The sequence below is a fragment of the Streptomyces sp. NPDC020362 genome (assembly GCF_040642095.1).
Taxonomy (GTDB): domain Bacteria; phylum Actinomycetota; class Actinomycetes; order Streptomycetales; family Streptomycetaceae; genus Streptomyces.
This window is the reverse complement of record NZ_JBFAET010000140.1, coordinates 1-23778: the sequence shown is the minus strand read 5'-3', so window position 1 is coordinate 23778 and position 23778 is coordinate 1. Positions and strand designations below refer to the sequence as shown.

Sequence of the window (23778 nt, the reverse complement as noted above, 5' to 3'; positions counted from 1 at the left end):
CCTACACCCTGCAACCTCCGGTTGCCGGTCCCGGCGCGCCGCCCGCTCCACCGGCGCCGCCGACCGGGGACCCCGTTGCGGTGCCGAAGCTGCCCGCAGGGTTCGAGCCCCAGCAGCAACAGCCCCTGCAGCAGCCGGTTCAGCCGCTGCAGGCCGAGCCTTCCCAGCCGGCGACTCCCGCTCCGTCCGCCGCGGTCGTGCCGGAGTCGGACAACGGGGACCTGGAGAGCGGGGCGACCATGCGGTTCTCCGCCGTCGCCCTGAAGCGTGAGATGGCCGAGATCGCGGAGCGTGCGGCTGCCGAGCAGAAGGCCACTGGGTCCGGAAGCGAGGCTTCCGCAGAGAGTGCCCGTGGTGACGAGGCCGAGGCGACGACAGAGCCGGAGGCGACGGCGACGGCGACGGACGACGCTGTGGTGGCCTCCGTGCCGGAGGCCCAGAAGGACGGCGCCGAGAGCGCGGTCACCGCGGCTGCGGACGCCGGGGAGTCGGATGTCGATACGACGGCGTCCGCCGAGTCCAGCGAATCCACCGGGTCCAGCGAGTCCACCGGGTCCATCTCGTCCAACGGGTCCACCGAGTCCACTGACTCCTCCCAGGCCGCCGAGGCGGTCAAGGAGTCCGGGGCCAATGCGACCGGGGCGGCCGGGACGGCCGATGGCGAGGATGCCCCCGAGGTCCCCGTAGCCGCGGCTGCCACGTCGTCCCACGACGGCACGGCCGCGGACGCCGGGCCCGATGCGTCGGCGCCCGCGGACGCCGCACCGCAGGACGGCGCAGCCGAGAACGCCGTACCGCAGGACGGCATGTCCGGGAACGGTGCGCCTCGGAGCGGCCCGTCTCAGGACAGTGCACCCCAGAACGCGGCCCCGGCCGCCCCCACCACCCCCCAGGACGCACCTCCCGCCTGGGCTCAGCCGCCGGCGGCGCAGAACGGGCTGCCCCCTCTGCCGCCGTCGTACCAGCCCGCCGCTCCCGCCCCTGCGGCCCAGTGGCCCGCGCAGGGCGCGCCGCAGCAGCCAGGGCCGATGCCCGGTCAGCCGCAGCCGGCCGCCGCGCAGGGTCCCGCGGGTGTGCCCGGGCAGCAGCCGTTCCAGCCGCAGGCGCCGCAGCCCGCACCCGCCGCCTGGAACCAGCCGGGCGCCCCCACGCCGCCGGCGCCCACTCCCTCGCAGCCCGAGCCCCATCCTGCACCGCAGCCCGGCCAGCCCTACGCCCCCGGCGCCCCCTCCGTCCCCGGCCCCACGGCAGCCCAGCCCGGCGCACCGGCTGCGGCACCGGCACCGCAGCCGGCCCCGAGCGGGCCCACTCCTCCGTCCGGCTACGGCTTCCCGCCGCCCGGCACGCCCAACCCGCAGGCCCAGCCCGGCGGTTACGGCTTCCCCCACCCGGGGCAGCAGCCGACTCCCAACGGTCCCACCCCTCCCTCCGGCTACGGCTTCCCGCCGCCCGGCACGCCCAACCCCCAGGCCCAGCCCGGCGGTTACGGCTTCCCCCACCCGGGGCAGCAGCCTCAGCCTCCGCTCAACCCCGAGTCCGCGCAGGCCGGCCAGGCTCCGCAGGCGCCCGCCGACCCCCGTGCCGGTGCGGCCTGGCCGCAGCCCATCCAGCACGACCAGCGGCAGATGACCAACCCGGGTGCCGCGCCGCTGGGTTACACCGCGGCCGTGGAACTGTCCTCGGACCGGCTGCTCAACAACAAGAGGCAGAAGGCGAAGAGCGGCCGGCCCGCTGCCGCCGCGTCGCGTTTCAAGCTGGGCGGGAAGAAGGAGGAGGCCGAGCGGCAGCGGAAGCTGGAGCTGATCCGCACGCCGGTGCTGTCCTGCTACCGCATCGCGGTCATCAGCCTGAAGGGCGGCGTCGGCAAGACCACCACGACCACCGCCCTCGGCTCCACGCTCGCCTCCGAGCGGCAGGACAAGATCCTCGCCATCGACGCCAACCCGGACGCCGGCACACTCGGCCGCCGGGTGCGACGCGAGACCGGTGCGACGATCCGTGACCTGGTCCAGGCGATTCCGTACCTCAACTCGTACATGGACATCCGGCGGTTCACGTCCCAGGCGCCCTCCGGTCTGGAGATCATCGCCAACGACGTCGACCCGGCCGTCTCGACCACGTTCAACGACGAGGACTACCGACGCGCCATCGACGTGCTCGGCAGGCAGTACCCGGTCATCCTCACCGACTCGGGCACGGGTCTGCTGTACAGCGCGATGCGCGGGGTGCTCGACCTCGCCGACCAGCTCATCATCATCTCGACGCCGTCCGTCGACGGGGCGAGCAGTGCCAGTACGACCCTGGACTGGCTGTCCGCGCACGGGTACGCCGACCTGGTGTCCCGATCGATCACCGTGATCTCCGGGGTACGCGAGACCGGCAAGATGATCAAGGTCGAGGACATCGTCTCCCACTTCGAGACGCGCTGCCGCGGCGTCATCGTGGTGCCGTTCGACGAGCATCTGGCCGCGGGTGCCGAGGTCGACCTCGACATGATGCGGCCGAAGGTGCGGGAGGCGTACTTCAATCTCGCCGCCATGGTCGCGGAGGACCTCGTACGGCATCAGCAGTCGCACGGACTGTGGACCAACGACGGCAACCCGCCGCCGGTGGCCGCCCCTCCGATGCCCGGACAGCCGATGCCCGGCCAGCCCATGCCCGGCCAGCCCATGCCCGGCCAGCCCTACCCGCAAGGACAGCCGCACCCGCAAGGACAGCAGCCGCACTCGCCGGGCCAGCCCTACCCGCAGGGGCAGCAGCCGTATCCGCCCCAGCAGGGTCAGCCGTACCCGCAACAGGCCCCCGGTCAGGCGCTGTACACCGGGCCGCCGCAGCCCTATCCGGCGCAGCAGCCGTACCCGCAGGCCCCGGGCCAGCCCTACCCGCCGCAGGCACCCGGTCAGCCCTACCCGCCGCAGCAGGGCCACCCGCAGCCTCCCCAGGGGCAGCAGCCGGCCCAGCCCCAGCAGGGACAGCAGCCGCCCCAGCAGTAGGACGGCACGAAGAAGGGCGGCCGGTGCGTCTTCCGCACCGGCCGCCCTTTCGCTGCGCGAAGAAGACGAAGAAGGCCTGGTCCCAGGGCCTGGTCCTGGCCTAGTCCTCCGCCGCCACGATCTCCCGGCACCGCTTCACATCCGCGGCCATCTGCTCCAGCAGGGCCTCCAGCGACTCGAACTTCGCCTGGCCGCGTACGTAGGCCAGGAAGTCGACGGCGACGTGCAGCCCGTACAGGTCGAGGCCGACGCGGTCGATGGCGTACGCCTCCACCGTGCGCTCGGTGCCGTCGAACTGCGGGTTGGTGCCGACCGAGATCGCGGCCGGCATGATCTCGCCCTGCGCGTGCAGGTAGCCGGCGTACACGCCGTCGGCGGGGATCGCGGTGTGCGGGAGCGTCTCGACGTTGGCCGTGGGGAATCCCAGCTCGCGGCCGCGCTGGGCACCGCGGACGACCACGCCCTCCACCCGGTGCGGGCGGCCCAGGATCTCGCGGGCGCCGGCCACGTCGCCCTCGGCGACCAGGCGCCGGGTCAGGGTCGAGGAGAACGGCTCGCCGCCGCCCGCCTCGCCGGTGACGTACAGGTCCACGGCCTCCACCTCGAAATCGTAGATCTTGCCCTGTTCGGCGAGGAACTCCACGGTGCCGGCCGCCTTGTGCCCGAAACGGAAGTTCGGGCCCTCGACGACCGCCTTGGCGTGCAGCTTGTCGATCAGGACCTTGACCACGAACTCGGCGGGCGACAGCTTCGAGAACTCGGTGGTGAAGGGAAGGATGAGGCACGCGTCGACGCCCAGCTCCGCCATCAGCTCCGCGCGGCGGTGGTGCGGGGCGAGCAGCGGGGGGTGGCTGCCGGGGCGGACGACCTCGCTCGGGTGCGGGTCGAAGGTGACGACGACGGCCGGGACACCCAGCTCACGGGCGCGGTCCACGGCGTGCTTGATGATCAGCTGGTGGCCGCGGTGGACGCCGTCGTAGGAACCGATGGTGACGACGCTGCGCCCCCAGTCCTGGGGGATGTCCTCCAAGCCACGCCAGCGCTGCACTGTGACCGCTCCTCGAACCCGTGTCCGTGTCTACCGTTGACCTCTTGTGCAGGTCTAAGGGTGCCATGCCGGGTGCCCGGGGCCCGCATCGGCATGGGTGCTGTGACCGGGCGCACGTCCGCCGGCCCGGATCAGGCCGGTACCTGGACCCCCGCCAGGTTCTCGATCATGCGACGGGCGCTGGGGCCCACCACCACCTCCCAGTCCTGGGGGCTTTCGCCCAGCCAGCCGGCCATCCGCACGGCGAAGCCGGGCACGTGCCGGGCCAGGACGACCAGCCCCCAGTCGAAGCGGGTGGCGCCGTCGGGGGTGCGGACGAGGAGGAGGCCGGTGCGGTGGACCAGTGCGCGCAGCTCCGCGTCCCGGCCCTCGCCGTGCGGGGCCGCCGCGTGCAGAAGGGTCTCCAGGACGGCCGGGTCCTCCTCGCGGGCGAGGAGGAAGTCCAGCAGTTCGCGGCGCAGCAGCCGGGAGGCGGGGGCGCCGGGGGCGGCGAGCACGGTCGCCAGGGCCACCCGGACCGGTTCGGGACCGCCGTCGAGGAGCCCGGTGACCAGCGGCAGCAGGACGGAACGGACCGCGGGTCCCTGGTCGAGACAGCGGTCCACGTACGCGGCCACATACCCGGCGGTCTCCGGCCGCGCCCCCACCGTCTCGCGGACGAGGGCGGCTACCCGGCGGGCGAGGGCCGGGGTGGTGACGTCGGCGAGCGTGCGCAGCGTCTCCCCGGCGTCCGGGCCGTGGCGCAGGCGGGCGCGGAAGGCCTGCAGGACCGGTTCGGTGTGGGTGGTCAGAGCCGGGACCAGGGCGTGGGGCGGGAGCTGCGGGTCGCCGTCGGCGAAGTGCCGCAGAGCCTCGTCGAGGTGGCGGTCGCGGGTGTGCGGATCGCGGACCAGGAGGGCGAGGGCACCGCCGTGCAGGGTGCAGTCGGCGGGGCGGGCGAGCAGGGCGAGGGCGGCGTAGCGCAGCAGTTCGCGGTCGGGCGCCGAGCGGGCATGGGGGGCGGTGCGCAGCGCGAACGCCACGGCCGCCACCCGGCGGGCGGGACGTTCGTCGTGCGCCCAGCGGTCGACGGCCCGGCAGACGGCCGAGGGTTCGTCCTCGGCGAGGACCGTGAGCAGTTCGTCGGCCCTGGGGTGCGCGCTCTGCGCGAGCGCCTCGGTGAGGTCGTCCAGGGCGTCGTGCCGGTGCGTGTGCAGCAGGGCCTGCGCGGCGGTCGCCACGGTGGCGTCCGGGGTCGCGGGCAGCGGCCGCTCGTCGTCGAACCAGTGGATGAGGTGCGGCTGTACGGCGGCGGGGTCGGCGGCGAGCAGCCGGGCCACGGCGTCCAGGTACCGCTCCTCCGTGGCCCCGTCCTCGGCCGCGACAGCGGATTCGGACACGGTCGTGGACTCGGAGACGACGGTGGACTCGGACACGGCGGCGGACTCGGAGACGTCCGTAGGCGCGTCGGCGCCGTCGAGCGCTTCTACGTCGACTCCGCGTCCATCCGAGCCCACGCGCCGACGACCGAAGCTCTCTCGCTCGCCCCAGCCCCCACGGTCGTTCAAGCCCACTCCCTCGCGCAGGCTCCCTCCCCCGCCAGAGCCCCCTCCCTCGTACGAACCCCTTGCCGCCCCCGAGCCCACTGCCTCACACAGGCCCACTCCCTCGCCCGAGCCCCCTCGCTCGCCCGCGTGCCCGCGCTCCCCCGTACCGTCCGCCTCCGACGGTGCCCCGTCCGCCAGGACCAGTTCTCGCAGGAGTGCGAAGCGCTCGGTTTCGGGGAGGGGCAGGGCGAGCCAGAAGGCGGGGCCGAACTCGGCGGGTACGGGCCGTTGCGTACGGCGCCAGCCCACGATCCGGTCTGCGACAAGGCGCAGCACTTCGGTGTACGGCATCGCGTCCGGGACCTGGAGCAGGGTCCTGGCGAGCAGCCGGGCGGCCCACCAGGAGGTGGGGTCCCGGTCCAGGGAATCGGCCAACTCCGCCAGCTTGAGGCAGAGTTGATGGGGTCCGTGCTGGCGTCCGAGCAGGAGCAGGGCCTGGACGACCGGGCCGATCCGGTGGTGCGGAACGGGGAGCAGATGGGCTCCGCCGGGGGTGCGGGTGCGGTGCACCAGGGCGCGCAGGGCCTCGTCCAGGTCGAGGTGCATGCCCTGGATCCAGTCGGCCAGCTCCTCGTACGCGAAGCGGTAGCCGCCGCCGGCCGGGACCAGCAGGCCCTCGGTGAGCACGGCGGAGGCCCAGCCGGAGCCGCCGCCGAGCCGGGCCGGAACGGGTCCCCAGGGGAACACCGCCTCGAAGGAGGCCCGGTCCAGCTCGCCCTGGCCGGGGCCGAGGCTGCGCCGGGCGGCCTCGTGCACCTGCCCGGCCACCCGGGCGGCGAGCCGCCGTACGGCCGTGCCCCGCAGTCCGCTCTCGGCGGCGAGGCGGACCGCGATGCGCAGGCACATCAGGTCGAGGTGAGCGGCGAAGACCTCGTGCCGGTCGACGGAACGGGCGGGCGGGACGTCCGGGAGGGCGGCGCGGACCTCGGACAGGAGGCGCAGGGTGAGCGGATGCCGGGCGTCCCGGCCGGCGAGGGCACCGTCGGGGATGCCGTAGCGGGAGCGGGCCCGGCAGGCCTCGTCCGCGGTGAGGTCCGCGACCCGCACACAGGGCGGACGGCCGGCCGCATCGCCCGCCGGCAGATGGCGGAGGTCCGCCGGGAACGCCGCTCCGGCGCGCTCCCAGTACTCCTCCCGGCAGGCCACCACCAGCCGGGCCCCGGTCCTGCTCAGCCACTCGGCCGTCCCGCTGGTCCACTCGGACAGCCGGTGGGCGAGGACGGGTGGCATCTCCTCGGGGCCGTCGAGCAGGAGCAGCAGCGGACGACCGGTCTGCCCGGCGAGGCGGGCCAGCCGCTCGGGAGTGACGTCGCCGAGGTCGGCGGGGCACACGGAGCGGGACGCGGCGACGATCCGGGCCGCGCGGTCCAGGGCACGGCGGGCGGCGTCGGCCACGGAGCCGTCGGTGTCGCTCAGGTCTGCGCCGCGCAGCCACAGGGTGGGTGCGGGCCGCTCGCTCCGGCTGCGGCGGGCGGCGAGGGCCGTGAGTTCGGTCGTACGACCGCTGCCCGGGTCGCCGACGAGGCCCAGCACGCTCCGGTCGCCGTCGGTGAAGGCGTCCAACTCCCGCACCAGGTCGGCTCGTTGGATCGGGCGTACTGGACCGGGACCGGCCGCGCCGACGTACCCGGCGAGGGCGCCCGGCGGGCCGTCCTGGCCCACCGAGGTGGCGGTCAGCTCCAGGACGCCGGCCAGGTTGAGGTCGGCGTCGTAGGCGGGCACGGTGGCGGCGTTGCGGGCGAGCAGCTCGGCCAGCGGGCCGTCGGCCGGCCGCAGGGGGGCCGCGAATCCGGCGTCGCGCTGGGCGGAGTGCAGGGCTGTGCCGAGGATGCCGAGCACCGCGCCGGTGGCCGCGTCGAGCACCGGTCCCCCGGCCGCGCCGCCGCCGAGCCGCAGCGCGTCCCGGCCGGCCGTGCCGATGGCCAGCTCCAGGGCGTCCTCGAGGTGGTGGAAGCGGTCCGTGGCGGTGTATGTCACCCGGGTGGCGGCCAGGACCCGTGCCTCGCGCCAGCAGCCGGCGGCGATCCGGACGTAGGTGCCGGCCCCGATGTGTTCCCGGACGGTCAGCGCAAGGGGGTCCACCCGCAGGCCCTCGGTGCGGATCAGGGCCAGGTCGAGCGCGGGGAGCGGGATGACGGCGTCGGCGCCGACCACGCAGGACCGGTCCCCCGCGGCCCGCAGGACCAGGCGGGGCAGGCCGTCGACGACCTCGTGGCTGGTGAGGAGGGTGCCCTCGTGGTCGGCGAGGAACCCGATCCCGCGGAGACGGCCGGCCAGGTCGTGGATCTGGACGAGGACGTCTGTGCGAGCGGGCCCGCCGGTGCGGTGCGCGTCGTCCGTGCGGTTGCCGTCCCGGTTCGCCGCCCGGGTTCTCTCCCGGTGCTGCTCCCGGGGCCGGCCGAAGACGCCGGTACGGATCTCGTCGCCGCCCCGACCCGCCATGGCCGTACCTCCCCGCCCGTACACCCGTGCCCTTGTTCTCGACGGTAGGCGGGTGGTGATCAGTGGGACAGCTCGCGGGACGAAAGCGCCCCCTTCCGCTCCCCCGCTTCACTCCGAGCGCCTGCCCGGTCGGGTGAATAGGACGGTGCGGCTGGATACACCCTAGGGGTGGGGGAACCGAGGGGGGACCGTGGAGCGGCGGCAGTGGCAGGACCCCGTGGCCGCCGCTCCACGGGCAGACACCCGTGGGGCCGTTGCCGACCCGCGCGATCGGTACGTACGCGTGCGGTCGACGACGCGCGCGGTTTTGAGGACGCTTGCGGTCGAGGACCCCTGCAGCCGCAGAGAAGCGCCGTCATGGAGAAGTGCGGTCGCAGAGAGGCGCGGACCGGTACGGACCCTGCGGATCCCCACCGGTCCGCCATGGGTTCGGTGCCGGTCAGGCGAAGACGGCCAGGCTCTTCGCCTTGCCCTTGTGCTGCTCGACCAGCGCGATGAAGCGCCCTTCGGGGTCGAACACGGCGATGGGCCCCGCGCCCGCGTACTCGTCGGGCATCTCCAGCCGGACACCGTTGAGGAGCAGCCGGGAGCGCTTGGCGTCCACGTCCCAGCGCGGGAACGCGGCCGCGGCGGCCTCGGCGATCGGCATCACGGTCAGCTCCTCCTGGAGCCGCTCCAGCGTCTTTGCGGAGTCGATCTTGTACGGACCGACGCGAGTGCGGCGCAGCGCGGTGAGGTGGCCGCCGACGCCCAGGTCGGCGCCCAGGTCGCGGGCGAGAGCGCGAATGTAGGTGCCGGAGGAGCAGACCACCGAGACCACCAGGTCGAGCACGGCCGTGCCGTCGTCGGCCACGGCGTCGCGGACGTCGTACACGGTGAAGGAGGAGACCGTCACCGGCCGGGCGGGGATCTCGAAGTCCTCGCCCTCGCGGGCCCGCTTGTACGACCGTACGCCGTCGATCTTGATGGCGCTGACCTTGGACGGCACCTGCATGATGTCGCCGGTCAGCTTGGCGATGCCGGCGTCGACGGCCTCCCGGGTCACCTTGGACGCGTCGGTGGAGGATGTGATCTCCCCCTCGGCGTCGTCGGTGACGGTGTTCTGGCCCAGCCGGACCGTGCCCAGGTACTCCTTCTCGGTGAGGGCGAGATGCCCGAGGAGCTTGGTGGCGCGCTCCACACCGAGGACGAGGACGCCGGTGGCCATCGGGTCGAGGGTGCCGGCGTGGCCGACGCGGCGGGTGCGCGCGATGCCGCGCATCTTGGCGACGACGTCGTGCGAAGTGAAACCCGACGGCTTGTCGACGATGACGAGGCCGTCGGGCGTGGTGTGCTTCTGGGTCATTCCGCGGCGTCGCCGTCCGTCTCGGTCGTGTCGTCGTCGGCCGGCTTGCGGTACGGGTCCGCGCCGGCCGCGTAGGACGCGCCCGCGGAGGCCTCGCGGACCTTCGCGTCGGACTGCCGTGCCTTGTCGAGGAGGTCCTCGATGGTCCGGGCGGTGTCGGGCAGGGCGTCGGCGACGAAGGTGAGGGTCGGCGTGAACTTCACGCCCGCCGCACGGCCGACCTCGGAGCGCAGGATGCCCTTGGCGCTCTCCAGGCCGGCGGCCGCGGCCTGCCGCTCCTCGTCGTCCCCGTAGACCGTGTAGAAGACGGTCGCCTCCCGCAGGTCACCCGTGACCCGGGTGTCCGTGATGGTGACGTGCGAGCCGAGCCGCGGGTCCTTGATCCCGCGCTGCAGCTTCTGGGCCACCACCTCCCGGATGAGGTCCGCCAGCCTTTTCGCCCGCGCGTTGTCGGCCACTGGTCCGTCTCCCGTTCTTTCTTCTTCTTGCGTTCTGTGGTCAGTCGTCGTCGCCGTGGAAGCGCCGTCGTACGGACAGCAGCTCCACTTCGGGGCGGCCGGCGACCAGCCGTTCACACCGGTCCAGTACGTCGGTGAGGTGCGCCGCGTCGCCGGAGACCATGGCCAGGCCGATGATCGTTCGCCGGTGGAGATCCACGTGGTCCACCTCCGCCGCGCTCACTGCGTACTTCCGCTGGAGTTCGGCGACGATCGGGCGGACGACGGAGCGCTTCTCCTTCAGCGAGTGGACGTCGCCGAGGAGGAGGTCGAAGGACAGAGTCCCCACGTACATGTGTGTAGCCGGTTCACCCGCCGGTACGGGATCGATGGCCCCGGGTCCGTGTGGCCGGGGACATCAAGAACGGTACCGCGTACCTGCCGGTGACTCGACAGGGTTTCGGCACCGTGGGCTGCGGCCGCTGCCTGGGGGCTCCGCCCCCAGAACCCCGGTTTCCCACCCGTCCACCCGTCTCGGTTGGCCGAAAGGGTGTCCTGTCGGCCGACCGAGTCGGGTGGCGGGTGGGCATAGGCGAGGGTCCGGGGGGCGGAGCCCCCGGGAACGGCGCGCTGGCCGACAGGACCGGAGTCCCGTCGGCCAGCACGAACCGTGGGCATTACGCCCGCGGCTTCTCCCGCATCTCGTACGTCGCGATGACGTCGTCGACCTTGATGTCGTTGAAGTTTCCGAGGTTGATACCACCCTCGTAGCCTTCGCGGATCTCGGTGACGTCGTCCTTGAAGCGACGCAGGCCCTCGATGTTGAGGTTCTCCGCGATGACCTTGCCGTCGCGGACGAGGCGTGCCTTGGTGTTGCGCTTGACCTCGCCCGAGCGGATGAGGACACCGGCGATGTTGCCCAGCTTGGACGACTTGAAGACCTCGCGGATCTCCGCCGTGCCGAGCTCGACCTCCTCGTACTCCGGCTTGAGCATGCCCTTGAGGGCCGCCTCGATCTCCTCGATCGCCTGGTAGATGACCGAGTAGTACCGGACGTCCACACCCTCGCGCTCGGCCATCTGCGCCGCGCGGCCGGCCGCACGGACGTTGAAGCCGATCACGATGGCGTCGGAGCCCATCGCCAGGTCGATGTCCGACTCCGTGACCGCACCGACACCGCGGTGCAGGACGCGGATGTCGACCTCTTCGCCGACGTCCAGCTGGAGCAGGGACGACTCGAGCGCCTCGACGGAACCAGAAGCGTCACCCTTGATGATGAGGTTGAGCTGCTGGACCTCGCCGGCCTTGAGCACCTTGTCCAGGTCCTCGAGCGAGACACGGCGCGTGCGCTTGGCGAACGCGGCGTTGCGCTCACGGGCGGCGCGCTTCTCGGCGATCTGACGGGCCGTACGGTCCTCGTCGACCACCAGGAAGTTGTCGCCCGCACCCGGGACGTTGGTCAGGCCCAGGACCTGGACCGGCGTCGACGGGCCCGCCTCGGCGACGTTGTTGCCGTTGTCGTCGAGCATGGCGCGGACTCGGCCGTAGGCGTCGCCCACGACCATCGTGTCGCCGACCCGCAGCGTGCCTCGCTGGACGAGGACCGTCGCCACGGCACCGCGGCCGCGGTCGAGACGGGACTCGATCGAGATGCCCTGCGCGTCCTGGGCCGGGTTGGCCCGCAGGTCGAGCGAGGCGTCGGCCGTGAGGACCACGGCCTCGAGCAGCGAGTCGATGTGCAGACCCTGCTTGGCGGAGATGTCGACGAACATCGTGTCGCCGCCGTACTCCTCGGCCACCAGGCCGTACTCGGTCAGCTGACCGCGCACCTTGGTCGGGTCGGCACCCTCGACGTCGATCTTGTTGACCGCGACGACGATCGGGACGTCGGCCGCCTTCGCGTGGTTGAGCGCCTCGACCGTCTGCGGCATGACGCCGTCGTTGGCCGCGACGACCAGGATCGCGATGTCGGTCGACTTCGCACCACGGGCACGCATGGCGGTGAACGCCTCGTGACCCGGGGTGTCGATGAAGGTGATCCTGCGCTCTTCGTCGTTGACCTCGGTCGAGACCTGGTAGGCACCGATGTGCTGGGTGATGCCGCCGGCCTCGCCCGCGATGACGTTCGTCTTGCGGATGGCGTCGAGCAGTCGGGTCTTACCGTGGTCGACGTGACCCATGACGGTGACGACCGGCGGACGGACCACCAGGTCCTCCTCGTCGCCCTCGTCCTCGCCGAACTCGATGTCGAAGGACTCGAGCAGCTCGCGGTCCTCCTCCTCGGGGCTGACGATCTGAACCTCGTAGTTCATCTCGCCCGCGAGGAGCTGCAGCGTCTCGTCGGAGACGGACTGCGTGGCCGTGACCATCTCGCCGAGGTTCATCATGACCGCGACGAGGGACGCCGGGTTGGCGTTGATCTTCTCCGCGAAGTCGGTGAGCGACGCGCCGCGGGAGAGACGGATGGTCTCGCCGCCGCCGCGCGGCAGCATCACGCCGCCGACGCTCGGGGCCTGCATGGCCTCGTACTCCTGGCGACGCTGCCGCTTCGACTTGCGACCGCGACGCGCGGGACCGCCGGGACGGCCGAAGGCGCCCTGCGTGCCACCACGGCCACCGGGACCACCGGGACGGCCACCGAAGCCGGGACGGCCACCGCCGCCACCGCCGGGACCACCGGGACGGCCGGCGAAGCCACCGCCGCCACCGCCGCCGCCGGGACCACCGGGACGACCGGCGAAGCCGCCGCCACCGCCGCCACCCGGACGACCGGCGAAGCCGCCGCCACCCGGACGACCGCCGCCGCCACCGGGACGACCGCCGCCGCCACCGGGACCACGGCCGCCGGGGCCACCGCCACCGGGACGCGGGCCGGCAGCAGGACGCTGCGGCATCATGCCGGGGTTCGGACGCGGACCGGCCGGGCCGGGACGCGGGCCACCCTGCGGACGGGGCATGCCGGAGGGCGACGGACGGGAACCGCCCGGAGCCTGCGGACGCGGACCGCCGCCCTGGGCGCCGGGCGCCTGCGGACGGGGACCGGCGCCGGGAGCACCGGGACCGCCGGGACGCGGGCCGCCCTGCGGACGGGGCGCCTGCGGGCGGGCCATGCCGGTGGAGCCACCGGAGGTGAAGGGATTGTTGCCCGGGCGGGGACCCGCCGGACGGGCACCCGGACGCGGAGCCTGACCACCGGGGCGCTGACCACCCTGGCCCGGACGGGCCTGGCCCTGACCGGAAGCGGCCGGACGGCCGCCGGGCTTGGGAGCACCGGGGCGGGCGCCGGGACGCGGACCCTGGGCGGCCGGAGCCTGCGGGGCCTGCGCGGCCGGAGCGGCCGGCGGAGCGGTGAACTCCGGGGCGGCCGGGGCCGGGCGGGGCGCGGGCTTCGGACCCGGAACCGGACGCGGGCCCGGCGCCGGTGCGGGGGCCGACGGGGCCACGGGTGCCGACGGAGCAGCGGGCTGCTGAGCCGTCGGAGGCTTGGGGGCCGGCGGCCTCGGGGCAGCCGGACGGGCCGCCTGCGCCGGAGAAGGCGCGGCGGGCTTGGGGGCGGCCTTGCGGGGGGCGGGCTTGCCGGCGGACTTGCCGGAACCACCACCCTGGAAGGCGTCGGTCAGCTTACGTACAACGGGCGCTTCGATGGTCGAAGACGCCGAACGGACGAATTCACCGAGTTCCTGGAGCTTGGCCATGACGACCTTGCTCTCAACGCCGAACTCCTTGGCGAGTTCGTAGACCCGGACCTTAGCCACTTCGCTCCTCTGAGGTCCGGGTGAAGCCGGACCGTCGCTAGTTCATGGGCGTACTCATCGCGTACTCATCGAGTGCTCATCGCAATCTCGACCTGCTTTCGACTCGCGAGGTACCAGGCCGCACGGGGGGTTCCGCGCGACGTGCTTTCTTGCCGTGTTGCCTGCTCAGCAACTCTCTGTCTGCTCGACGTACTGGCGCAACGCCTTTATGTCGAGCGGCCCCGGGACGCGCAGCGCCCGTGGGAACGCCCGGCGGCGTACCGCCTGGTCGAGACAGACCGGGTCGGGGTGTACATAGGCACCCCGGCCGGGCAGCGTACCGCGAGGATCGGGAACGCACTGTTCCTGGTCCGCCACGGTGCGCAGCAGATCGTCTTTGGCCGCTCGCTGCCTGCACCCCACACAGGTGCGTTCAGGGCATGCACGGGCACGCGTCCGGCCAGACACTGCTTAGTCTACCTCCCCGTGGCGACCTCACCCCTTCGGGGGAAAAGTCGAACAGTTGCTCACTGCAGGCTGTCGTGATCTCAGCGGCGTGCGGCCGAGATCTATTCCCCGGCGCGCTCGCCGGCCTGCTCGGTGTCCGGCCGGATGTCGATCCGCCAGCCGGTGAGCCGGGCCGCGAGCCGGGCGTTCTGCCCTTCCTTGCCGATCGCCAGCGACAGCTGGTAGTCCGGCACGGTCACCCGGGCGGAGCGGGAGGCCATGTCGACGACCTCCACCTTGCTCACCCGAGCGGGTGACAGCGCGTTCGCCACCATCTCGGCCGGGTCGTCCGACCAGTCGACGATGTCGATCTTCTCGCCGTTCAGCTCGCCCATCACGCTGCGCACCCGGCCGCCCATGGGGCCGATGCAGGCACCCTTGGCGTTCAGGCCCGAGCGGGTGGACCGTACGGCGATCTTAGTGCGGTGACCGGCCTCGCGGGCGATCGCCGCGATCTCCACCGACCCGTCGGCGATCTCCGGCACCTCCAGGGCGAAGAGCTTCTTCACCAGGTTGGGGTGGGTGCGGGAGAGGGTCACGGACGGGCCGCGAACGCCCTTGGCGACGCGGACGACGTACGACCGCAGCCGCATGCCGTGCGGGTACGTCTCCCCGGGGACCTGCTCCTGCGCCGGCAGGATGGCCTCCAGCTTGCCGATGTCCACGAGCACGTTCTTCGGGTCGCGGCCCTGCTGGACCACACCGGTGACGATGTCGCCCTCGCGGCCGGCGTACTCGCCGAGCGTGGCGTCGTCCTCGGCGTCGCGCAGCCGCTGCAGGATCACCTGCTTGGCCGTAGTGGCGGCGATCCGGCCGAAACCCGAGGGGGTGTCGTCGAACTCGCGGGGCTCCTGGCCCTCCTCGAGGTCCTCCGGGTCCTCCTTCGCCCACACGGTCACATGCCCGGTCTCCCGGTTGAGCTCCACGCGCGCGTGCCGGCGGCTTCCCTCGGTGCGGTGGTAGGCGATGAGGAGGGCCGACTCGATCGCCTCGACCAGCAGGTCGAAGGAGATCTCCTTCTCCCGAACCAAGCCCCGCAGGGCGCTCATGTCGATGTCCACGGCTACGCCTCCTCCTCTTCCTTCATGTCCTTCTTGTCCTTGCGGTTGAACTCGACCTGCACGCGCGCCTTGGCGATCTCCGGGAAGCCGAGTCTGCGGGTGGTGGCCTTGCGGCCCTTCACGCCGGGCACCTCGACATCGATGCCCTCCTCGTCGACCGTCAGGATCCGGGCGACCAGCTCGTCACCCTCGGTCAGCTGGAACTTCACGAGCCGGTCGGTGGCGCGCACGAAGTGCCGGTGCTCGGAGAGGGGGCGCTCCGCGCCGGGGGTCCCGACCTCCAGGTCGTAGGCGGCGTCACCCATCGCGTCGGTCTCGTCGAGCTTCGCCGAGAGCGCGCGGCTCACATCGGCGATCGCGTCCAAGTCCGCTCCGGTGTCGGAGTCGACGACCACGCGCAGCACCCGCTTGCGTCCGACGGAGTCGACAGCGATCTCTTCGAGATCCAGCCCCTGGGAGGTGACGAGCGGTTCCAGAAGCTCTCGCAGCCTCTCGCTCTGGGTGGTGCTCATCCGGGTGACTCCTCGGCCGCGTGTGCTGTTGTGGGATGGGTCGCGTGTCTGGTCAAAGGGTATCCGGTCGAGGAGAGTGTTGCCGTCCACCTGTGTCCGGTCGGTGCCGGTGAGTGGTGTGCGCGGGGCGCGCGGGTACGGTGATCACGGGCGTGCCGCCCGTTGTCTGGTCTTCCTTTCGCACGAGTGCCCCGAGGACGTCTGCAGTGCCGTACCCGCCGCCGCGCACCCCCTCGGGGCCGCGCAGAAGATCCCTGCTCGCCTCGGCCGCCGGGGCCGCCCTGCTGGTGGGCTGCTCGGCCGATCCGGACTCCGACGGCGGCGGCGCCCCTTCGGTGACCGAACGGGCACGCGCGCGTGCGGCCCGGGACAGCGGGGCGCTGCTGGAGCGGTACGACGCCGTGCTCGCCATCCATCCGGCGCTGGCCCAGCGGCTGCGGCCGCTGCGCACCCAGGTGGCGGCACACGCGGAGGCGTTCGGCGGCACGGGCGCCGGCAAGTCGCCGTCCCCCAGGGCATTCACGACGGCCTCCGCGACGTCCGCCTCGACCCTGCCGGCCGTGCCCGCCGTCGAGAAGGACGCCCTCGCCGGCCTCGCCGCGGCCGAGCGCGCCCTAGCCGACCGACGGGCCGAGGCCCTGCTGGAGGTGCCGGGTGAACTGGCCCGGCTGATGGCCTCGGTGGCGGCGGCCGGGGCTGCGCACGCGTTTCTGCTGACCGAGGGGGCCAAGTGAGTGACGGGGCCGGGAAGGACGAGCTGACCGCGCTGCAGGCGGCGCTGGCGGCCGAGCACGCGGCGGTGTACGGGTACGGCGTCGTCGGCGGGCGGATCGACCAGCGGCGGCGGCCCGAGGCGCAGGCGGCCTACGACGCGCACCGGGCCCGCCGGGACGCGCTGGTGCACGACGTGCGTGACCTGGGTGCCGAGCCGGTCGCCGCGAGCGCCGCCTACGCGCTGCCGTTCCCGGTGCCGGACGCGGCCTCCGCGGTGCGGCTGGCCGCCCAGTTGGAGGAGCGGGTGGCGGGGGTCTACTCGGACCTGGTGCGGGCGGCGACCGGCCGGCGGCGCGGCGCGGCCGCGGGGGCGTTGCGGGAGGCCGCGGTGCGGGCGGTGCGCTGGAGCGGGGAGAGCGTAGCCTTCCCTGGGCTCGCCGAGCGGGCCGGTGACGATACAGGTGCGGCCGGACCCCGGACCTCGGCGTCCCCGACGACGTGACCGCGCAGCCGCCCAGCGGCAGACCCAGGAGGAAGGAACAACTCGCGCATGGCTTTCGAACCGCCCCGGCGGCTGGTGCGGGCGCTCGGTGAGACGGCACCGGCCGGCGACGACTGGCTGGCACGGCTGCCCGAGGCGGCCGAACGGGCGGTCGCCCGGCGCGAGTTGAGCGTGGAACGGATCCAGGTGCCCGGCGGGCGCAGCAGCCTGGTGGTGCTGGTCCGGCGGCCGGACGACAGCCCCGCCGTGCTGAAGCTGGCCCCGCCGCGGGCACGCCCGGAGAGCGAGCGGGCGGCGCTGGCGCACTGGGCCGGCCTGGGTGCCGTACAGCTGCTGGCGGCGGATCCCGAGGACGCCGCCGAGGGGGTGCTGCTGCTGGAGCGGCTGCATCCGGACGTGTCGGTGCGGTCGCTGCCGGAGGCGAAGGCCCTGCTGGAGGCGGCGGGGACGCTGCGGCGGCTGTGGGTGGAGCCGCCGGGCGGCCATGCGTTCGAGACGGTGGCGGAGCGGACCGGGCGCCAGGCCGAGGCGATGCGGGCGAGCGCCGAGGCCGATCCGGAGACGGCGGCGCTGGTGGGCGCGGCGCTCGCGGCACGCGAGGAGCTGCTGGCCGCGCCGCCCGAGCACCGGCTGCTGCACGGTACGTTCCGGCAGAGCAAGGTGCTGGCCGGGGAACGGATGCCGTGGCTCGCAGTGGGGCCGGACCCGGTGGTCGGTGAGTGCGCGTTCGATCTGGCGCGGCTGGTGCGGGACCGGGTGGAGGACCTGATCGCCGTGCCGTCCGGGGCGGCCACCACCCGGCGGCGGATCAAGCGGCTTGCCGAGTCGCTGGACGTGGATCTGGAGCGGCTGCGGGGGTGGACGCTCTTCCGCGCGGTGGAGTCGGGTGTGCGCGCCCTCCGGGTGGGGCGGCCGAAGGACGCGGAGCTGCTGCTGGAGTTCGCCGGGTGGCTTTAGGGGACTTTAGGGGGTTCCGGTGAGTGGCGCTTCGGTGAGTGGCGCTTCGGTGAGTGGCGGTCCGGTGAGTGGCGGTCCGGTGAGTGGCGGTCCGGTGAGTGGCGGTCCGGTGAGTGGCGGTCCGGTGAGTGGCGGTCCGGGGTGGTGCGGGCCGTCGTGACACCGCGGGTCGAGTGCGGTTGCTCGCGCAGTTCCCCGCGCCCCTGACCCAGCCGACGTCGGCCCGAACGCCAAAGCCGGACCGCCGCAAGCCAGAGACGAACAGCGGTCCGGGGATCGTCCCGGCCGTCGTGACACCACCGGTCGAACGCGGTTGCTCGCACAGCTCCCCGCGCCCCTGGATCAGGTGGTGTCGGCCCGAACGCCAAAGCCGGACCGCCGCAAGCCAGAGACGAGCAGCAGTCCGGGGGTCGTTCCGGCCGTCGTGACACCACCGGTCGAACGCGGTTGCTCGCGCAGTTCCCCGCGCCCCTGGATCAGGTGGTGTCGGCTTGAATGCCGAGGCCGGACAGGGGGGTGCGTGCCCTTTGCGGTCGGTGTCGGGCAAAGACGGCCCGGGGCGGGCAGGTGCAGGCCGGAGGCGGTGCCGCGCCCCTTTCGGGGCGCGGCGACACGGTCCGGCGTCAGGCCGTCAGGCCGTCAGGCCGTCAGGCCGTCAGGCGGGCGATGGCGTCCTCGACGGACAGTTCCTCGCGCTCACCGGTCCTGCGGTCCTTCAGCTCCAGCACGCCCTCGCCGGAGCGGCGGCCGGCGACCAGGATCTGCGGCACGCCGATCAGCTCGGCGTCGGTGAACTTCACGCCCGGGGAGACACCGGCGCGGTCGTCGACGAGGACGCGGACGCCCGCCGCGGCCAGCTTCTCGGCGACGTCGAGCGCCAGCTCGGTCTGCAGCGCCTTGCCGGCCGCGACGACGTGCACGTCGGCCGGGGCGACCTCCTTGGGCCAGCACAGACCCTGCTCGTCGGCGGTCTGCTCGGCGATCGCGGCGACGGCACGGGAGACGCCGACGCCGTAGGAGCCCATGGTGACGCGGACCGGCTTGCCGTTCTGGCCCAGCACGTCGAGCTTGAGCGCGTCGGCGTACTTGCGGCCCAGCTGGAAGATGTGGCCGATCTCGATGGCGCGGTCCAGCTTCAGGCCGGTGCCGCACTTCGGGCAGGGGTCGCCCTCCTGCACGACGACCACGTCCACGTACTCGTCGACCTCGAAGTCACGGCCGGCGACGACGTTCTTGGCGTGCGTGTGCTCCTTGTTGGCGCCGGTGATCCAGGCGGTGCCGGGGGCCACGCGCGGGTCGGCGATGTACTTGACCTTCTCGCCCAGGCCCTGGGGGCCGACGTAGCCGCGGACCAGGTCGGGGCGGCCGACGAAGTCCTCGGCGGTGACCAGCTCGACGGCGGCCGGGGCGAAGTGCGCCTCGACCTTGCCCATGTCGACCTCGCGGTCGCCGGGCACGCCGACGGCGATGATCTCGCCGTCGACCTTCACCAGCAGGTTCTTCAGCGTGGCGGAGGCCGCGACGCCGAGGTGGGCGGCGAGGGTCTCGATGGTCGGGGTGTCCGGGGTGGGGATCTCCTCGGCGGCCGGCACGGCGGAGCCGTCCACGGGCTGCAGCTCGTAGGTGATCGCCTCGGTGTTGGCGGCGAAGTCGCAGTTCGGGCAGTCCGCGAAGATGTCCTCGCCGGCCTCGGCCGGGGCCAGGAACTCCTCGGACTTGGAGCCGCCCATCGCGCCCGCGGTGGCGGCGCAGATGCGGTAGTCGAGGCCGAGCCGGTCGAAGATGCGCTGGTACGCCTGGCGGTGCAGGGCGTAGGACTTGGCCAGGCCCTCGTCCTCCAGATCGAAGGAGTACGAGTCCTTCATCAGGAACTCGCGCCCGCGCAGGATGCCGGCCCGGGGGCGGGCCTCGTCGCGGAACTTGGTCTGGATCTGGTAGAGGATCACGGGCAGGTCCTTGTAGGACGTGCACTGGTCCTTGACCAGGAGGGTGAAGATCTCCTCGTGGGTGGGGCCGAGGAGGTAGTCGCCGCCCCTGCGGTCCTTGAGCCGGAAGAGTTCCTGGCCGTACTCGTCCCAGCGGCCGGTGGCGTCGTAGGGCTCACGGGGCAGCAGGGCGGGGAGCGTGACCTCCTGGGCGCCGATGGCGTCCATCTCCTCGCGGACGATCCGCTCGACGTTGGACAGGACCTTCTTGCCGAGCGGCAGCCAGGACCAGATACCGGCCGCGGTACGGCGGACGTAGCCGGCGCGGACGAGCAGCTTGTGGCTGAGGACCTCGGCGTCGGCCGGGTCGTCGCGCAGCGTCTTCGCCATCAACTGGGACATGCGCTGGACCGGTGCGTTCGCCATGGTTCTCGTACTCCTGCCGGATAAGGGTGGTGGCATAGGAGGTTAGCCGGGCTGGCTGTGCCGGTGGAAATCGGTTATCTCCGACGCAGCGGCAGGGGGGCGCCCATGACCGCGTACGGCCGGGGGGCGCTCGGGAAGTGCACCTGCCGGGCGAGGTCGACGTAGCCGAGGGAGTGGTACAGGCCGCGGGCCGGGCTGTCGGTGTCGATCGCGGAGAGGATCGATCGGGGTTCGGCGGCGCCGTCGGTGATCGTGGTGATCAGGCGGCGGCCGATGCCGCGGTTCTGGTGGCCGGGGTGGACGTGCAGCTCGGTGATGACGAAGGAGTCGTCCAGCCAGAAGTCGTTGCCGCCGGCGCGCAGGTAGGGCTCCACGACCGTGGACCACCAGTGGGTGCGGGAGTTGGGCATGCCGTAGACGAATCCCACCATGCGCCCTTCGCTGCTGGCGCCGAGGGCGCGCGCGCCCGGGTACTGCATGTGCCGCTGGACGATCTGGCGGCGTACGGCCACCTCGTCGGGGCCGAGTCCGAAGGCGACGGCCTGGACCGACAAGGCCTCGTCTACGTGGGCTGAGAGGTCCAGGGGGCCGATCACGACGTCCATGCGGGGGAGCGTACAGGGCAGGTGGCGGCCGTAGTCCGGGCACCGTTTGACAATATGCAGGCAACTGCCTGCATAATCGGAGTGTGAGCCACGAAGCAAGAGCGATGGACTCGGTCTTCAAGGCGCTGGCCGACCCCACGCGACGACTCCTGCTCGACCGTCTGCGCGAGCACAACGGCCAGACGCTGCGGGAGCTGTGCGAACGCCTGGCCATGACCCGCCAGTCGGCGACGCAGCATCTCGACCTTCTCGAGCAGGCCAACCTCGTGACCGTCGTGCGGCGCGGGCGGGAACGGCTCCACTACCTCAATCCGGCCCCCATCCACGAGATCGAGGAGCGCTGGATCTCGGAGTTCGACAAGCCCCGCCTGCAAGCGATCAGCGCCATCAGGACCCGGGCAGAGGAGTACGCCATGACCGACACACCCGCATCCGTGCCGACCTACGTCTACGTCACCTACATCCGGGCGAGCGCCGAGCAGGTGTGGCGGGCCCTGACGGACGCCGACCTGACCGCCCGCTACTGGGGACACGCCAACGTCTCGGACTGGCAGCCGGGCTCGGACTGGGAGCACCGCCGCGTCGACGGATCAGGCACCGTCGACGTCTTCGGCCGTGTGCTCGCGGCCGAACCCCCGACGCGCCTGGTCATCACCTTCGACGACGCCCCCGACGCGGAAGCGCCCAGGGAACCGTCGGTCGTCACCTTCCTCGTCGAACCGCACCACGACATCGTCCGCCTCACCGTCACCCACGAGAACCTCGCCAACCAGGCGATGTTCAACGGCATTTCGAAGGGATGGCCGGCCGTGCTGGCGAACCTCAAGTCGCTGCTGGAGACCGGCGAGGTCCTCCCGCAGGCGCCCTGGGAGATGCATGGCGCGCACGGCTGAGACGGCAGTCGCCACCCGCCACCCACCACCCGCCTGCTGACCTCACTTCCCGCACGGCAGCAGGAAGAACGACAGCAGCAAGAAGGAGACGTCATGGACACCACCCCGCTTCGGGACGCCTACCGCGCTCTGCTGGACGCCGCCGCCACGGTGGCCGGCTCCGGTGGCACGAGCCCCGCCCCGCCCGCCGGCGAATGGAACGCCGACCAGATCCTGGCGCACGTCACCCTCGTCAACGCCGCCACCCTCAGCGCGGTCTCCGCCGTCGCTGCGGGAGCGAAGACCACGTACGACAACCGCATCGCGCTCGACACCTGGACCATCGAACGCACCGTCGCGCTGGCCGGCGGCAACGCGGGGCTTCAGGAGCGCATCCGCATCCAGGCGGACGCCCTGTGCGCACTCGGCGGGCCGATGCTGAGCGAGGCCGAACTCGACACGATGGTCCCCAGCCTGCTCCTGTCGAACGACACGCTCCTGGTCGATCAGCCCATGCCGCTCCGGGACCTCGTCACGGGCCTGGCGGACGTGGAGCTGCCCGGCCACACGAAGCAGCTCCTGGCCCTCCTGCCGGAGTGAGACGGACCCTCCGGAAACAGCGTCCTCTCCCTGTTGAAGAGCGTCCTGGTCGAACAGAGTCCTCGTTGAACAGAGTCCTCCCTCTGTTTCCGCAGGAGAGTGCTCGTGATTTCCAGAAGAGGATGCTCGTGCATTCCTAGAAGAGGACGCTCGTGAACGCGCCGACCTCCCGGAACCCCACCCGCCGGTACGTCCTTCGCGCCGCCGTGTTGAAGTCGTTCACGTAGAGGCTGACCACCGGGGCGACATCCGCGAGGGCGTAGCGCAGCACCGCCGCCATGCCGGGGGCCGCCAGGCCCCTCCCCCGGTACTCGGGGGCGACCCACACGCCCTGGATCTGGCAGGCCCGCGGTGTCGCCGCGCCGATCTCCGCCTTGAAGACGACCTTGCCGTGTTCGTCGACGCGGGCGAAGGAGCGGCCGGAGCCCACGAGCTCGGCGACGCGGGCCTGGTAGAGCAGGCCGCCGTCCCCGGCCATCGGGGAGACGCCGACCTCCTCGGTGAACATCGCCACGCACGCCGGCATGATCGTGTCCATCTCGTCCTTGCGGATGCGGCGGACGTAGGGGTCCGGGGCGATGTCGGCGGGCATGCGGTCGGTGACCATCAGCGGCTGGTGGGCGCGGACCTCGCGGGCCGGTCCCCAGTGCGGTTCCAGCAGGCCCCAGAGGGCTGCGGTGGGTTCGGCGGGGCCGACGATGGAGGAACAGCGGCGGCCGGCCCTGCGGGCGCGGTCGGCGAAGGCGCGCACGGCGCGCGGGGTGGCGCAGATGGGGACGAGGTTGGCGCCCGCGTAGCACAGGGACGTCAGCATGCCGTCCTCGTACCAGCCCCACATCTCGCCGCCGAGGCGCCACGGGTCGAGGCCCGCGATCTGGACCCGGGAGGTCACGAAGGCGTTCGCGACCGGCTCGCGGTCGAGGACCGCGAGCGCGGCGTCAAGGTCGCTCGGGTCGAGCACCCGTGAGGTGGTCTGGGTCAACACATGCGGGGCCTCACGCTGGGGTTCTGCTGATCTCCGCACTATAGCTGCGCTGCTTGGCCCGTGCGCCTCAGAGCTCGGGGGTTCCGGTCCCTGGGCGACTGCCGGTCTTCTGCGGCTGGTCGCGCAGTTCCCCGCGCCCCTTTCAGGGGCGCGGCCCCGCGGAGAACTCAGCCCGCCACCGACACGGACGGCTCGCCGGAGCTGACGCCCTCGGCCTCCATCTGCTCCGCGAGCTTCATGGCCTCCTCGATGAGGGTCTCCACGATCTTGGACTCGGGGACGGTCTTGATGACCTCGCCCTTGACGAAGATCTGGCCCTTGCCGTTGCCGGAGGCGACGCCGAGGTCGGCCTCGCGGGCCTCGCCGGGACCGTTGACGACGCAGCCCATGACGGCGACGCGCAGCGGGACCTCCATGCCGGTCAGGCCGGCGGTGACCTCTTCGGCGAGCTTGTAGACGTCGACCTGGGCGCGGCCGCAGGACGGGCAGGAGACGATCTCCAGGCCGCGCTGGCGCAGGTTCAGCGA

Annotated in this window: 19 protein-coding genes; 6 read left to right on the top strand and 13 right to left on the bottom strand. The window is 72.8% G+C overall.

Going from position 1 to position 23778, the window contains the following annotated elements; all coding sequences use genetic code 11:
• Positions 1–239: 239 nt before the first annotated feature.
• Entirely contained in the window at positions 240–2993 is a 2754-nt protein-coding gene (locus AB0H32_RS34115) for an AAA family ATPase (protein WP_361128863.1), read from the top strand.
• A gap of 100 nt (positions 2994–3093) precedes the next feature.
• On the opposite strand, the gene AB0H32_RS34110 is transcribed toward AB0H32_RS34115, so the two are convergent.
• The 9 genes from AB0H32_RS34110 to rimP form a co-directional block, all read right to left on the bottom strand.
• On the bottom strand, positions 3094–4041 hold the full coding sequence (locus AB0H32_RS34110; RefSeq protein ID WP_361128857.1) for a bifunctional riboflavin kinase/FAD synthetase: 948 nt from the start codon (positions 4039–4041) through the stop codon (positions 3094–3096).
• A gap of 131 nt (positions 4042–4172) precedes the next feature.
• Entirely contained in the window at positions 4173–8069 is a 3897-nt protein-coding gene (locus AB0H32_RS34105; RefSeq protein WP_361128854.1) for a trypsin-like peptidase domain-containing protein, read from the bottom strand.
• Positions 8070–8508: 439 nt separating this feature from the next.
• Positions 8509–9414 (bottom strand): tRNA pseudouridine(55) synthase TruB, encoded by a 906-nt coding sequence (gene truB, locus AB0H32_RS34100; protein ID WP_361128851.1) that lies wholly within the window; start codon positions 9412–9414, stop codon positions 8509–8511.
• Positions 9411–9872: a 30S ribosome-binding factor RbfA gene (rbfA, locus tag AB0H32_RS34095; protein WP_361128848.1), complete on the bottom strand. Its 462-nt coding sequence runs from the start codon at positions 9870–9872 to the stop codon at positions 9411–9413. The genes truB and rbfA overlap by 4 nt, the downstream gene beginning before the upstream one ends.
• A gap of 40 nt (positions 9873–9912) precedes the next feature.
• Positions 9913–10206 (bottom strand): DUF503 domain-containing protein, encoded by a 294-nt coding sequence (locus tag AB0H32_RS34090; protein WP_361128845.1) that lies wholly within the window; start codon positions 10204–10206, stop codon positions 9913–9915.
• A 322-nt stretch (positions 10207–10528) separates the two neighbouring features.
• Positions 10529–13606: a translation initiation factor IF-2 gene (gene infB, locus AB0H32_RS34085; RefSeq protein WP_361128842.1), complete on the bottom strand. Its 3078-nt coding sequence runs from the start codon at positions 13604–13606 to the stop codon at positions 10529–10531.
• 165 nt (positions 13607–13771) lie between these two features.
• On the bottom strand, positions 13772–14053 hold the full coding sequence (locus tag AB0H32_RS34080; RefSeq protein ID WP_361128839.1) for a YlxR family protein: 282 nt from the start codon (positions 14051–14053) through the stop codon (positions 13772–13774).
• Positions 14054–14154: 101 nt separating this feature from the next.
• Complete coding sequence (gene nusA / locus AB0H32_RS34075) at positions 14155–15153, bottom strand: transcription termination factor NusA (RefSeq protein ID WP_361128836.1); 999 nt, start codon at positions 15151–15153, stop codon at positions 14155–14157.
• 2 nt (positions 15154–15155) lie between these two features.
• Positions 15156–15665: a ribosome maturation factor RimP gene (gene rimP, locus AB0H32_RS34070; protein WP_361128829.1), complete on the bottom strand. Its 510-nt coding sequence runs from the start codon at positions 15663–15665 to the stop codon at positions 15156–15158.
• A gap of 206 nt (positions 15666–15871) precedes the next feature.
• Between rimP and AB0H32_RS34065 the strand changes: the two genes are divergently transcribed.
• From AB0H32_RS34065 to AB0H32_RS34055, 3 genes are read left to right on the top strand one after another with little or no spacing between them, the layout of a single operon-like run.
• Positions 15872–16399 (top strand): hypothetical protein, encoded by a 528-nt coding sequence (locus tag AB0H32_RS34065; RefSeq protein ID WP_361128827.1) that lies wholly within the window; start codon positions 15872–15874, stop codon positions 16397–16399.
• Positions 16396–16881: a ferritin-like domain-containing protein gene (locus tag AB0H32_RS34060; protein ID WP_361128824.1), complete on the top strand. Its 486-nt coding sequence runs from the start codon at positions 16396–16398 to the stop codon at positions 16879–16881. Before AB0H32_RS34065 ends, AB0H32_RS34060 begins: the two co-directional genes overlap by 4 nt.
• A 48-nt stretch (positions 16882–16929) precedes the next feature.
• Complete coding sequence (locus AB0H32_RS34055) at positions 16930–17838, top strand: aminoglycoside phosphotransferase family protein (protein ID WP_361128821.1); 909 nt, start codon at positions 16930–16932, stop codon at positions 17836–17838.
• 647 nt (positions 17839–18485) lie between these two features.
• Here AB0H32_RS34055 and AB0H32_RS34050 read toward each other — a convergent pair.
• Positions 18486–20189, bottom strand: a complete 1704-nt coding sequence (locus tag AB0H32_RS34050; RefSeq protein ID WP_361128819.1) for a proline--tRNA ligase — start codon at positions 20187–20189, stop codon at positions 18486–18488.
• Between the two features lie 74 nt (positions 20190–20263).
• On the bottom strand, positions 20264–20794 hold the full coding sequence (locus AB0H32_RS34045) for a GNAT family N-acetyltransferase (RefSeq protein WP_361128816.1): 531 nt from the start codon (positions 20792–20794) through the stop codon (positions 20264–20266).
• Positions 20795–20898: 104 nt separating this feature from the next.
• Here AB0H32_RS34045 and AB0H32_RS34040 point away from each other — a divergent pair, with 104 nt between their 5' ends.
• Positions 20899–21687, top strand: a complete 789-nt coding sequence (locus AB0H32_RS34040; RefSeq protein WP_361128860.1) for a metalloregulator ArsR/SmtB family transcription factor — start codon at positions 20899–20901, stop codon at positions 21685–21687.
• Between the two features lie 93 nt (positions 21688–21780).
• Entirely contained in the window at positions 21781–22266 is a 486-nt protein-coding gene (locus AB0H32_RS34035; protein WP_361128812.1) for a hypothetical protein, read from the top strand.
• A 136-nt stretch (positions 22267–22402) separates the two neighbouring features.
• Here AB0H32_RS34035 and AB0H32_RS34030 read toward each other — a convergent pair whose 3' ends face one another.
• Together AB0H32_RS34030 and AB0H32_RS34025 are read right to left on the bottom strand one after the other, a co-directional pair.
• Positions 22403–23251, bottom strand: coding sequence for a GNAT family N-acetyltransferase (locus AB0H32_RS34030; RefSeq protein ID WP_361128809.1), 849 nt, complete (start codon positions 23249–23251; stop codon positions 22403–22405).
• 167 nt (positions 23252–23418) lie between these two features.
• Positions 23419–23778: flavodoxin-dependent (E)-4-hydroxy-3-methylbut-2-enyl-diphosphate synthase (locus AB0H32_RS34025; RefSeq protein WP_361128807.1), on the bottom strand; the 360-nt coding region annotated here is incomplete at its 5' end.